Origin of the sequence: Methylobacterium sp. 1030 (assembly GCF_040544715.1) — a bacterium.
GTDB lineage: Bacteria > Pseudomonadota > Alphaproteobacteria > Rhizobiales > Beijerinckiaceae > Methylobacterium.
On sequence record NZ_JBEPKM010000035.1, the window covers coordinates 1 to 12,510 of the forward strand.

Annotated in this window: 12 protein-coding genes and 1 pseudogene; all 13 read right to left on the reverse strand. The window is 70.4% G+C overall.

Annotated elements, in window-relative coordinates; all coding sequences use genetic code 11:
• Nucleotides 1–129 (reverse strand): annotated as a pseudogene (locus ABIC30_RS30130) (ferredoxin--NADP reductase); the annotation flags it as partial.
• Between the two features lie 18 nt (nucleotides 130–147).
• On the reverse strand, nucleotides 148–486 hold the full coding sequence (gene fdxA, locus ABIC30_RS30135; RefSeq protein ID WP_354456667.1) for a ferredoxin FdxA: 339 nt from the start codon (nucleotides 484–486) through the stop codon (nucleotides 148–150).
• Nucleotides 487–509: 23 nt separating this feature from the next.
• Nucleotides 510–1,370 (reverse strand): ABC transporter ATP-binding protein, encoded by an 861-nt coding sequence (locus tag ABIC30_RS30140; protein WP_103986285.1) that lies wholly within the window; start codon nucleotides 1,368–1,370, stop codon nucleotides 510–512.
• Between the two features lie 72 nt (nucleotides 1,371–1,442).
• Complete coding sequence (locus ABIC30_RS30145) at nucleotides 1,443–2,333, reverse strand: ABC transporter permease (RefSeq protein WP_103986284.1); 891 nt, start codon at nucleotides 2,331–2,333, stop codon at nucleotides 1,443–1,445.
• A gap of 6 nt (nucleotides 2,334–2,339) precedes the next feature.
• A complete protein-coding gene (locus ABIC30_RS30150) occupies nucleotides 2,340–3,764 on the reverse strand; it encodes an ABC transporter substrate-binding protein (RefSeq protein WP_244540034.1) in 1,425 nt (474 codons plus the stop codon).
• A 164-nt stretch (nucleotides 3,765–3,928) separates the two neighbouring features.
• The gene (locus tag ABIC30_RS30155) at nucleotides 3,929–4,705 is read right to left on the reverse strand and encodes a Crp/Fnr family transcriptional regulator (RefSeq protein WP_091682861.1); all 777 of its coding nucleotides are present in this window, start codon (nucleotides 4,703–4,705) and stop codon (nucleotides 3,929–3,931) included.
• Between the two features lie 165 nt (nucleotides 4,706–4,870).
• Nucleotides 4,871–5,836, reverse strand: a complete 966-nt coding sequence (locus ABIC30_RS30160) for a HEAT repeat domain-containing protein (RefSeq protein WP_020095797.1) — start codon at nucleotides 5,834–5,836, stop codon at nucleotides 4,871–4,873.
• An 8-nt stretch (nucleotides 5,837–5,844) separates the two neighbouring features.
• Nucleotides 5,845–6,078, reverse strand: coding sequence for a 4Fe-4S dicluster domain-containing protein (locus ABIC30_RS30165; protein ID WP_354456668.1), 234 nt, complete (start codon nucleotides 6,076–6,078; stop codon nucleotides 5,845–5,847).
• 26 nt (nucleotides 6,079–6,104) lie between these two features.
• On the reverse strand, nucleotides 6,105–7,856 hold the full coding sequence (locus tag ABIC30_RS30170; protein WP_354456669.1) for a fumarate reductase/succinate dehydrogenase flavoprotein subunit: 1,752 nt from the start codon (nucleotides 7,854–7,856) through the stop codon (nucleotides 6,105–6,107).
• A gap of 64 nt (nucleotides 7,857–7,920) precedes the next feature.
• A complete protein-coding gene (locus tag ABIC30_RS30175) occupies nucleotides 7,921–8,292 on the reverse strand; it encodes a DUF971 domain-containing protein (protein WP_354456670.1) in 372 nt (123 codons plus the stop codon).
• A 175-nt stretch (nucleotides 8,293–8,467) separates the two neighbouring features.
• On the reverse strand, nucleotides 8,468–9,604 hold the full coding sequence (locus tag ABIC30_RS30180; protein ID WP_354456671.1) for a M48 family metallopeptidase: 1,137 nt from the start codon (nucleotides 9,602–9,604) through the stop codon (nucleotides 8,468–8,470).
• A gap of 3 nt (nucleotides 9,605–9,607) precedes the next feature.
• Nucleotides 9,608–10,900 (reverse strand): YjgN family protein, encoded by a 1,293-nt coding sequence (locus tag ABIC30_RS30185; protein ID WP_354456672.1) that lies wholly within the window; start codon nucleotides 10,898–10,900, stop codon nucleotides 9,608–9,610.
• Between the two features lie 237 nt (nucleotides 10,901–11,137).
• On the reverse strand, nucleotides 11,138–12,427 hold the full coding sequence (locus tag ABIC30_RS30190) for a cystathionine gamma-synthase family protein (protein ID WP_354456673.1): 1,290 nt from the start codon (nucleotides 12,425–12,427) through the stop codon (nucleotides 11,138–11,140).
• Nucleotides 12,428–12,510: the final 83 nt, after the last annotated feature.

Below are 12,510 nucleotides of genomic sequence, written 5' to 3' on the forward strand. Positions count from 1 at the left end.
CTCCAGGCCGATCATGGTGAACTCGCCGTTGCGGAACCGGAACGCCGGATCCCGCGTCGTGCGGAACGAGAACAGGTTGTCGGTCCAGTGGTGGATCGACAGAACGCGCTCCTCGTAGAACTTGCTCATCGACGGATCAGTCCTCGCTCAGGCGGACGCCGGGTCGGCAGTCCCGAACAGGTCGAGCAGCTTGCCGTCGCGGCCGTCCCACGCCGCGGCGTCGTCGGCCGGCTCGGTCCTCTCGGTGATGTTGGGCCAGAGATCGGCGTACTTGGCGTTGAAGGTCTTCCAGCCCGCCATCTCCGGTTCGGTGTCGGCCCTGATGGCATCGGCCGGGCATTCGGGCTCGCAGACGCCGCAATCGATGCACTCGTCCGGGTTGATCACCAGCATGGTCTCGCCGACGTAGAAGCAGTCGACCGGGCAGACCTCGACGCAGTCGGTGTACTTGCAGCGGATGCAGTTCTCGGTGCCGACATAGGTCATGACTTCGCACCTCGGCGCAGGGGTCAGAGCAGCGCGGGGAGATCCTGGCCCTCGAGATCGATCGCCAGCCCCTTCATCGCCTCGGCGCTGACCTCGCCGCCCATCGCCCGGAGGCTCTCCTCGCGGATCAGCGACATCAGCCCCCGGCGCAGGCCCAGGAACTCGGACGACAGGGTCAGGGCCGGCTGGCGCGGGCGGGGCAGGGGCACCACGATTTCGGCCTTGATGCTCCCGGGTCGGGCGGTCATCACGTAGACGCGGTCGGAGAGGAAGATCGCCTCGTCGATGTCGTGGGTCACGAACAGCACCGAGATCTTCAGGCGCTGCCACATGTTGGTGAGGATCTGCTGCATGATCAGCCGCGTCTGCGCGTCGAGGGCGCCGAACGGCTCGTCGAGCAGCAGGATGCGCGGGCCGGTGGCGAGCGCGCGCACGATGCCGACACGCTGCTTCATCCCACCGGACAATCGGTCCGGATAGTGGTTCTCGAACGCCGTGAGCCCGGCGAGGCCGAGCAGCGTCCGCGCCTGTCGCTCGCGCTCGCTGCGCCGGACGCCCTTCATCTTCAGGCCGAACTCGACGTTCTCGCGCACCGTCTTCCAGGGAAACAGTGAGTATTGCTGGAAGATCATGCCGCGATCCGCGCTCGGTCCCACGATCGCCTCGCCGTCGACGGTGACCCGCCCGGACGACGGCTTGAGGAAGCCGGCCAGAGCGTTGAGCAGCGTCGACTTCCCGCAGCCCGAGGGCCCGATGATCGACACGAACTCGCCGGGATGGACGGTGAGCGAGGCGTTCGAGACGGCCTCGACGGATCCCTCCATCGTCTCGTAGCGCAGGCAGAAGTCGCTGACCTCGATCAGGCCCCGGCTCGATTCTGCCATGGCAAGCTCCCGATTGGTGACGCGCGTGGAGGACCGGTCCGGCGAGGACCGCGCCGGGCGGCGGGCGGAGGCCTAGCGGGCCGCGGCCCAGGGCATGACGAGGCGGCCCACGAGACGGATCGCGAAGCTGGAGCCGAGGCCGAGCAGCCCGATCGTGATCATGCCGAGGGCGATGTCCGGGTACTGGACCAGCGAGTAGGCTTCCCAGGTGAAGTAGCCGATGCCGAACTGGCCGGAGATCATCTCGGCGGCGATCAGCGAGACCCAGGCCACCCCCATGCCGACCGTCAGCCCGGTGAAGATCTGCGGCAGCGAGGCCGGCAGGTAGACTTCGCGGAACACCGCCGCCTCGCGGGCGCCGAGGCAGCGTGCGGCCCGCACCAGGACCGGGTCGACCTGGACCATGCCCTGGAGTGTGTTGATCAGGATCGGGAAGAACGAGCCCAGGAAGGTGATGAAGACGATCGAGCCCTCGTTGGTCGGCCAGAGCATGATCGCCATCGGCACCCAGGCGATCGCCGGGATCGGCCGCAGCACCTCGCAGATCGGGAAGGCGATCTCGCGCAGGAGGCGGTAGCGCCCCATGAGGAGCCCGAGCGGCACGGCGACGCCGCCGGCCAGGAGAAATCCGAAGAGGATCCGGCGGCAGGAGATGAGCGCGTGGTCGCCGAAGTTCGGGCTGCGCAGGGCGATCGCCGCGCGATCCACGACGTCCATCGGCGTCGGGATGTTCAGGAACCGCACGTAGAGGGTGACGCGGTTCGCGGTCAGATACTGCCAGAGCGCGACGAACAGGATCAGGGAGGTGAGCCCGATCAGCGCGGCCCGGAACGCGCCGTGATGCAGCCGCAGCCAGCGGCGGACGCGGCCGGTCGCGGGGCGGGCGGACGCGGCCGGCGGCGGGAGGGGCGCCGCCCGCGGCGGGCGCGACTCGGCGGCGGGCCGGAGAGCGACAGCTTCCATGCGGTTCTAGCCTCCCGTCACAGCGGCCTTCAGGGCCTCGTCGTAGGGCATCACCGTGCCGCCGCCCCGCGCCGCGGCCTCGGCGTCCTGCTTCAGCAGGAACGGCGCGATGCCGCCCTTGCCGTCGACGACGTAGAAGGCCTCCCGGGCGAACAGCTTGATGCCGCGGGCCGTGTCGAAGACGTAGGCGACGTCGACGGCCTGCCCCTTGGACTTCATCTCGTTCAGCGCGCCGAGCGTGCAGGCCGCGCTCGCGTAGGGCTGGATCGCCCCGCCCTTCACCCAGATCTCGCCGGCCTTGCGCGGCTCGGTGACGGGCCTCTTGCAGTACGTGTCCTCGCCGCGCACCTCGTAATTGGCGGTGCTCGCGCGCTGCTGCGCGTAGTCCAGGCCGCGCTCGGCGAAGACCTTGCGCAGCGGCCCGTCGTCGACCCACGGACCGACGTCGAACGTCTTGATCCGGTCGAGCCGCTGCAGGACCTTGACGTCCTCGCGGGCGGCCTCGACCAGCTGCGGCTTGATCGTGGGATCGACGGTCATGATCCCGCCGGGCCCGAGGAAGATGTAGACCACCTCCTTGTCGGTGCCGGTCCAGGCCGCGATCTGCTCGGCGGCGCGCTTCGGATCGGCCTTGACCCAGGCGTCGGCGTCGAGGACGGCCTTCAGGTAGGCCTCGACGATCTCGGGGTAGCGGTCGGCGAAGTCGGAGCGCACGACCACGCCGTGCCAGGTCGGGAGGTTGGTCTCGACGCCATCGAACACTTTGCGCGCGAAGCCGCGGAACGGCAGAAGCTCGGCGAAGGGGACGAAATCCGCGTGCGCGTCGATCTTCCGCTCCTGGAGATTGGTCGAGCCGACCTCCGGGCTCTGGCTGACCAGGCGGAAATAGGTGGCCGGGTAGCCCTTGTCCTGCAGCGCCTTCAGGACCATCCCGTGGGCCGCCGACCCGAAGGGCACGCTGACGACCTTGTCTTTCAGATCCTCGAACGAGAAGTATTCGGAAGCCTTGTTGACCACGATCCCGTTGCCGGATCCGTGGAGATTGTAGGCGGCGACCGCGATCAGTCGCGATTGGCTCTCGGGATTGTTCTGGAACGTCGCGCCGTTGACGACGAGCGGGTAATCGCCCATCGCGCCGAACTGCAGCTTCCCGGCCATCATGCCGTTCGTGACCGGCGGCCCGGACGTGAAGTTCTGCCAGTCGAGCTGGATGGTCGTGCCGGCGTACTTGCCGGTCTTGGGCAGGTACTTCTCCAGCAGCTTGAGCTGGCGGATCACCACGCCGACCGTCGCGGTGTTGGTCGTCGTGTCCTGCGTGCCGATGCCGACGGTGAGGGTCTCGGCGCGGGCCGGTGCCCCGATCCCGGCGCCCGCCAGCGCGAGGAGCGCGAGAGCGGAGACCGATCTGAGCCCGGGAAATCGTCCAGTCATCGCCCGCTCCAACATTTCGGCCCGATGTCGCGAAGACATCGACGGCATGATCGGGCGCTGCGGCGCGTCCGATCAAATGCCGAGGACGCCTGCGGGTCGATTAGTTGCGCAAAAAGGTCGAGCGGCTCCGGATGTGCTGCGGTTTTGTGCGGGACGCTCGCGTTTTAGGCGCATTCCTCGCCGCCGCGCATCGCCGCGAGGATGTCGGGACGCAGCACGACGATCTGCGTGCGCCGCGTGACGAGGACGCCCTGCTCCGAGAGCCGCTTCAGGCTGATCGTCACCCATTGCCGTGTGGCGCCGACCATGTGGGCGAGGTCGGCGTGCGTGAAGGTCGCCGCGATCACCGTCCCGTCCTCCTCCGCCACGCCGTAGAGGTCGCACAGGTGCAGGAGCAGGTGGGCGAGGCGCTCGGTGATCGAGCGGGTCCCGAGCATCTGGGCCAGGGTCGAGTAGCAGCGGCCCTTGAAGGTCAGGCCGTCGATCACCCCGATCGCGAGGGCCGGGATTTGCGTCACGAGCTGCCGGAGCGCCTTGGCCGGTAGGTGCAGCACGCTGGAATTGCTCGCCGCCATGCCCGACCATTTGTGGAGGCCGGCGCCGAACACGTCGGGACCGCCGACGAAGTTGCCGGGGTACCAGTAGGCCAGCGTGATCTCGCGACCGGACGGCGCGGCGTAGAAGACCCGGATGCGGCCGCTCTCGACGATCCAGATCCCGTCGTTGGGCGTCTCCTGGGTGAACAGGGTCGCGCCGCGGTAGAGCACGCGCCGCCGGCCCTTCTCCAGCACGAGGGCGACCTCGCGCTCGGTCAGCCCGTCGAGGAGAGGGCGCTGCCCGGTTCCGGCCTTGGGCGCGGCCTCGGACAGCAGGAGGGCGCTCGCCTGGGTCTGGAGCCCCGCCGGGGCCTGAGACGGGCGTATCGGCGCCGTGGTCTGCATTGCCGCCTCCAGCATCCTACCTGCCGCGGCGCAGCAAACCCTGTACCAGCTCTAAACTGGCCGCCGGCACCGGCAGCGTCTGGATATCGCGGAGCCGAGCGGACGTGAAGCGGCGCCGCACCCGGAGGATGCGGCGCCGCGACGAGGCCGAGACGGCCGGATCGATCAGGGGCGTCCCTGACAGCGTCCGATCGCCCACTGGATGAGCTTGCGCACGTCGGGATCGGGATCGTTGGCGGCCGCCTCAAGGGCCGAGAGGCCTCGCGGGTCGGCGATCTCGCCGAGGGCTGCGGCCGCCTCCTTGCGCAGGTTGCTGACCTCCGAGGTCAGCGCCCGGCCCAGGATCTCGACGGCCGCCGGCGCCCGGATCCGGCCCAGGGCATTGGCCGCCTTGGTGCGGACCTGCCAGACGGGATCGTCCATCACGGCGATCAGGGGCGCCGTCGCCTCGGGCAGCCGGATCTTGGCGCAGGAGACGGCCGCCTCCTCGCGAACCTGCCAGTGCTCGTCGGACAGGCCGGCGATCAGCGTGCCGATGCCCGGACCGCCGGGGCGCAGGAAGACCAGCGCCGCCATCGTGGCGCGCCGGACCGTCGGGTCGGGATCGCCCGCGGTGGCGATCAGCGCCGGCAGCGCCTCCTCGGCCTTGAGGTAGCCGATGACGCCGAGACCTTCGCGGCGCACCTCCGGGGACGGGCTCTGGAGCGCCTTCAGCGCGGCCGACAGGGCGTCCGGCAGGACGAGCTCGCGCAGGGCCCGCAGGGCGGAGGCCTGCACGAACGGGTCGGTGTGCGCGGCGCGCTCGATCAGGAGCGGCCCGCATGCCGGCTCCTTCTTCTCGGCCAGGGTATCGGCGGCGGTGCGGCGCACGGCCTCGTCGTCGTCCTCCAGGGACCGCACGAGGCCCTCGACGACGTCCGCGCCGTCGTGCTCGTCCAGCGCCTTGGCCGCCGCGGCGCGGACGGCCGCGTCCGGATCGCCGAGGCCCTTGAGGAGCAGGACCTTCGCCGCGGGGCCGACGGCCTCGGCGAGCTCCATCATCGCGACGCGCCGGACGCCGGCGTCGGCACTCGCGCAGCGCTCGGCCACGTCGTCGAGATCGTCGTCGAAGGAATCGAACACGGGGCTCATGGTCGGCCTCAGCGCAGCAGGTAGGGAATATTGACCTTGACCGCGTTCGTCGGGCAGTCGACCTCGCAGGGCATGCAGTACCAGCACTCGTCGTACTTCATGTAGGCCTTCTGCCGGGTCTCATCGATCGCGAGGATGTCGAGCGGGCAGACGTCGACGCAGACGCGGCAGCCCTTCTCGGCGATGCACTTGACGTCGTCGATGACGACCGCGGCGCTGCTGGCCTGATTGATGATCGGCATGGATCGATCTCCGGTACGGGGCGGGATTACTCGGCGGCGGCCGGCGTCTTGATGCGGAGCTGGTGGTAGGCGCCCATCTCCTCGGCGGCGACCGGCACGATGAACGGGTCGACGGCGCGCTTCGCGTGGGCCATCCGGCCCTGGCCGTCCTTGAACAGGACCGTGTGGCAGGCCCACTCGGCGTCGTTCGTCTCGGGATAGTCGACGCGCAGGTGGTAGAAGCCCCAACGGCTCTCGGTGCGGTAGAGCGAGGCGGCCGCCGCCATGTCGGCGCAGTCGAGGATCGTCTGCATCTCGAGCGCCCGGTGCAGCTCGTGCGGGTCGCGGGCGCAGAGCAGGTCGAGGTCCTCGCGGATCTCGGCGAAGCGGCGCTGGCCGAGCTCCATCTTCGCCGTCACCTTCGGCGGCTCGAGATAGTCGTTCACCAAGCGGCGGGTCTTGAACTCCATCTCGTGCGGGGTGAGCCCGTCGACGCGCCGGGTCGGCGCCAGGACCCGTTCGCGCTCGACCGCGATGTCCGCCGGGTCATGGTCGGCGAGGGCGTTGGCCGTGCAGTAGGCGGCGGCGTCGGCCCCGGCGATGCCGCCGTTCACGAAGGCGCCCAGCATGTAGTTGTGCGGCACGCTCGCCATGTCGCCGACCGCGTAGAGGCCGGGGACCGTCGTGCGCGCGAACTCGTCGACGAAGACGCCCGAGGCCGAGTGGCCCGAGCAGAAGCCGATCTCGGAGATGTGCATCTCCACGGGACGCTGGCGGTAATTGGTGCCGCGCCGCTCGTGGAAGCGTCCGCGGGAGGGGCGCTCGTTCGAGTGCAGGATCGTCTCGATCTCGGAGATCGTCTCCTCGCGCAGATGGTCCATCTTGAGGAAGACCGGGCCGTTGCCGCCCTGCAGCTCGCGCCAGAACTCGAGCATCATCTGTCCGGACCAGTAATCGCACTCGATGAAGCGTTCGCCGCGATTGTTGGCCGTGTATCCGCCGAACGGGCCGGTGACGTAGGCGCAGGACGGGCCGTTATAGTCCTTGATCAGCGGGTTGATCTGGTAGCACTCGAGGTTCGCGAGCTGCGCGCCCGCGTGGTAGGCCATCGCGTAGCCGTCGCCGCAATTCGCCGCGTTCTCGTAGGTCCCGAACAGGTACCCGGAGGCCGGCAGGCCGAGGCGGCCGGCGGCCCCGCAGGCCAGGATCACCGCCTTGGCCTTCACCACCAGGAACTCGGAGGTGCGGGTGTTGACGCCGATCGCTCCGGCGATGCGCCCGTCCGCGCCCTTCAGCAGGCGCGTCGCCATGTACCGGTTCGTCACGCCGACCTGGAGGCGGCGGAGCTGCCGGTAGAGGACCTTCTTGACGTTGTGCCCTTCCGGCATCGGCAGCACGTAGGTCCCCATGTGGTGGACCTTGCGCATGTTGTACTCGCCGGAGCCGTCCTTCTCGAATTTGACCCCGAGCTTGTCGAGGTACTGGATCATCGGGAACGACCCCTGCGCGTAGGCCATCACCGCCTTCTGATTGACGATGCCGTCGTTGGCGACGGTGATCTCCTTCACGTACTGCTCGGGGGTGGCGTAGCCCGGCACGACGGCGTTGTTCAGCCCGTCCATGCCCATGCTGATCGCGCCCGAGCGCTTGACGTTGGCCTTCTCCATCAGGACGACCCGGAGCTTCGGATCGGCCTCCTTGGCCTTGATCGCGGCCATCGGACCGCCGGTGCCGCCGCCGATCACCAGGATGTCGGTCTCGATAATCTCGGTCTTCGTCGCGGATTCGAACGCGCTCATGGCAAGATCTCGTGTCAGGTCAGGGGCGGGGCGTGTGGGATCGCCGGAGGATCGGATCGCGCGGTCAGGCGGCCTGCGCGGCGTCGGGCGGGTCGTCGACGGCCTCGGCCACGAGGGCGCGCAGGTAGGACCAGGGGAAGATCCCGCGGGCGTGGCCGTCGGAGAACGCGATGTGGACGGCGTAGGCGCCCATCGGTTCGACCCGCGCGACCGCGATGTCGGCGGCGGCCTGAGGAAAGCGTCGCTCGACCCGGTCACGGGTGCACCACGCGCAGCGGCAGCGCAGCCGCAGCCGCTCCGCCGACAGCGTCGCGGTCAGCCCGTCGCGCCATTGCAACCGGAGGCCGGTCCCGCCGCGCGCGAGGGTGGCGGCCTCCGGGATCGCCTCGGGATCGAACGGGGGCGGATTCGGAACCCCGGTCGCGTGGTGTGCCATCCGCTCCTCCTCTGTGCCTGCGTCACAGAAGCCGAGGGGCGGGCGATCCGACAGCAATTAGTTGCCCAGAATCTCAGTCGGGCCGCCGGCCGAGGCGACACCGACCGGCTCGGAGACCGGAGCCGGGTCGTCCGCCGCGGCTGACTGCGGACGGCGACCGTCCGGGGAGCCGGACCTACGGCTCGGTCGTCTTCGTCTCGGGCCCGCAGATGCCCTTGAGCGCGGTCCAGTCGGCGCCGGACAGGATCTGGCGTTCGGCCGCCGCAGGGCCCGCCTGGGCGCGGATCGCGGCGGCGCGCTCGCGCGTGAAGGGATGGCTGCGCAGCAGGTCCAGCACGTCGCTCTTCCCGTCGTGCTTGTCCTTGGCGATGCGCTCGAGGATGTCGGCGAGCGCCGCGCCGTTGCCGCCCGCGCGGGTCATGAGGTCGACCGCGTAGGCGTCCGCCGCCCGCTCGGCGTCGCGGCTGTAGCCGGCCGAGAGCACCGCGTCGCCCAGCGCGATGATGATGGTCGAGCCGGTCAGGTCCCCCAGGACCAGGCTCAACAGGAACGAGGTGCCCGACGCCCGGATGAGGGAGCGGGTCGGATCGCGTCGGCGGACGTGGCCGAGCTCGTGCGCCAGGACCGCCGCGGCCTCGTCGGCCGACCGCGCCCGCGCGATGAGGCTCGAGAGCACGATCACGCGGGCGCCCGGCAGGGCGAAGGCGTTGGCCGTGCCGTGCCGGCGCACGCTCACGGCCACCTCGGGTGGCAGTGAGCCCTCCGCCCGACCGGCCGCGACGAGGCGGGCCACGAGCGTGTCGAGGGCCGCGCGGCCTGCGGGCTCCGCGCAGGCCGGCGGATCGCCGAGGAAGCGCAGGACCTGCGGTTCCGCCACCGCCCCGAGCCGCGCCTCGGCCGCGTCCGGCACCAGCGGGGCCAGCAGCCCGGCGATCTGCGGGACGCCGAAGACCGCCACGAGCAGGACCGAGAGACCGGCCGCGAGAGACCAGAGCACGAGCCGCACCGTGCCGCCCGAGCGCTCCCGGCGATGGAGGTCCGGGCAGCGCGCCGCGAGCGCGGCGGCGAGCGTCGCGTCCGAGAACTCCACGCGGACCGGCTCGCCGGCCGGACCGATCCGCATCAGCGGCGGCACGGAGACGGCGGCGCGCAGGTCGAGCAGGTTCCAGTCCTGGGCGATTCCGGGCCCGGAGACACGGAAGCGGTCGTCGAGGCGCAGCGCGACGGGATGTGCCCGCGCGCTGACGCCGTCGAAGTAGCGGCCCTCGACCTCGATCGGCGTCGCGTCGATCGCCTGGGAAGCGCGGGTCAAGCGTCAGAAGCCGATCTGGAGCGCGCCTCCGACGTCGAGCGCGTCGGCGAGGCCCTCCTGCAGACCGCTGCCGGCACCGCGGGACGAGGCGAGGACGGCATCCAGGGCTTCGGGATCCGTCACGGTCGTGCTCGTCGCGACCGCCGCCCACAGGCGGGCCTGCACCACGCGCACGTAGAGCACCGCGAAGAGCGGCGCGCCGACTAGGTAGATGAGGACGACGAGCCAGTGGAGCATGCTGAGATCGCCCGCCGCCCGTGCGGCGAAGATCAGCAGAGCCGCGACGAGGCCCAGCACGACGAGGAAGCCCAGGAGCGACAGCATGTAGACGATGTACGGCCAGTAGAACTGCCGCGCCTTCAGGCTCGAGGCGAGGCGGGCGTGACCGAGGCTGGCGGCGCCCATGAACGCCCGCGTCTCGCGGGCGCGGTAGTACGGGAGCAGGAGCAGCGCCGCGGGCACGCAGATCGCGGCCACGAAGCCCATCGCCTGGAGGAGGATGCCGATCTTCGAGGCCGCGTAGGCGGGGTTGAGGATCGTCTGGCCGGCCTTGCCGCCGGGCTTCGGTACCAGGAGGTCCGTGGGCAGCGAGAAATCCGCCGCGACCAGGAGGGCGATGCCGAGCCCGATCAGCGGCCCCAGCCCGACCCCGTACAGCAGGAGCCAGGGACCGAGCACGCTGCGGCCCCGCGCCGTCGAGTGCATCCGGCTGGTCCCGACCAGGGTGTGGTCGATGCGGTAGCGTTCCAGGCTCGCCCGCATGAACGGGAAGGCCAGGCCGAAGGTGACGAGCGTGAGCAGCCACCAGCCGCCCGCTCGGGCGGCGTAGGCCAGGCCCGAGCCGTCCTGCCCGAGGCGGATGCCGCGCCAGAGCGTCCGCATCGCGCGGTAGCGGCGCCCGCGGTAGATCGCGAATTGTCCCAGCAGGAACAGGAACACGAAGGAGATCACCACCGAGAACGGGGCGAGCGCGGGCGCGACGAGCGAGAGCGCGAACAGCGCGACGTAGATCGGCACGAGGATCGCGAGCGCGACGAGGAAGCCGAGGAACAGTTCCTTGCCCGTGCCGGTATACTCGGCGGGCGAGCCGTCGAGCGCGGTGCGCTCCCAGAAGAGGCGGCGCAGATTGGTGACGTACCAGAATCTGTAGATGCCGAAGGTCACGATCGAGAGCAGAAAGCCCTTCAGCGCCAGCCAGGTGAGACCTTTGACCCGCGGGTCGAAGGTTACAGCGGCCACGCGCGTGCCCGGAGCGCCGCTCCGCGTGTCGAACTGGGTGCCGGTTGCCAAATTCATGGATCCGTCGATCGTCCCGTCGCGTTTCGCGGCCAGACACTAGGAAGGAAGGCCTGCGCTGACCAGTTCTGCGCGGCCGCAATTCTGTCCCGTCGCCGCAATGTCGTGCAGCGACCGCTCGAAATGCGGGGCGTCGTTAACGCGCGGTCTCCGGTTGCCGGACACGCGTTGCCGGGCGATGCGACCGAGCCGCCTCGACGGGGTGCGCACCGCGCCCGGCCGCCGTTGGGCGCGTCTCTAGCCCAGGACCGACAGAGCGGCCGCGAGGTCGGCGACCAGATCGTCCGGGTGCTCGATCCCGATCGACACCCGGATGGTCGCGTCCGTGATCCCGAGCCGGTCGCGCACCGCCTTCGGCACGCCGGAATGGGTCGTGGAGGCCGGGTGGCTGGCGAGGGACTCGGTTCCGCCCAGGCTGACGGCGAGCTTGAACAGCTGGAGGCCGTTGAGAACCCGGAACGCCTCGGCCTCGCCGCCGACGATGTCGAACGAGAACGTCGAGCCCGGGGCCGCGCACTGCTTGGCGTAGACCTGCGCCTGCCGCGATCCCGGCTCGAGATGCGCGAGATGGTGGAGCCGCGCCACCTTCGGGTGCGCCGCCAGCATCCGGCCGACGATCTCGCCGTTGCGGTTGGCGGCGCTCATCCGCAGCGACAGGGTCTCGAGCGAGCGCCCGAGCATCCAGCAGGAATGCGGGTCGAGACCGGTCCCGATCGCCGAGCGCAGAAGCCGCACCGGCTTCATCCGCGCCGCCGAGCCGAGGGCGGCGCCGGCGATCAGGTCGGAGTGGCCGCCGACATACTTCGTCAGGGAGTAGACCGAGATGTCGGCGCCTTCGCGCAGCGGGTGCTGGAAGAGGGGCCCGAGCAGGGTGTTGTCGCAGACGACGACCGGCGTCTCGCCGCCCTGCCGGGCGCCGATCTCCTCGGCGACCGCCCGGACGAGGCCGAGGTCGACGAGGGTGTTGAGCGGGTTCGAGGGGGTCTCGACCATGACGACGCTGACGCGTCCCGCGCCCGCCGCGCGGTCGGCCGCGGCGCGCACGCTCGCCGGATCGGTGCCGTCGGAGAACCCGAACGGCGCGATGCCGAACCCGGCCAGGGTCTTGGCGATCAGGGTCTCGGTGCCGCCGTACAAGGGTTGCGAGTGCAGGATCGCGTCGCCGGGCCGCGCGAAGGCCAGGATCGTGGTGGCGATCGCCGACATGCCGGAGGAGAAGACCAGCGCGGCCTCGGCCTCCTCGAAGACGGCCAGCCGGTCCTCGACGATCTCGCTGTTCGGGTGATTGAAGCGCGAGTAGACCAACCCCGCCGCCTCGCCGACCGGCGGTTCGCGCCGTCCGGAGACGTAGTCGAAGAAGGCTTTGCCGTGCTCGGCCGAGGTGAACACGAAGGTCGATGTCAGGAAGACCGGCGGCTTCACCGCGCCCTCGGACAGGGCCGGGTCGTAGCCGTAGCCGAGCATCAGCGTCTCGGGACGGAGCGGGCGGTCGCCGAGCGCCTTCCGGTGGTAGCGGTCGTCGGACATGCTGGCCTCGCTCCGACAGGCCCCCAGCCCGGGGCTGGGCAGCCCGGTTGCGCTCTGACTCCGGGGTTCCGGACGCGGGAGCA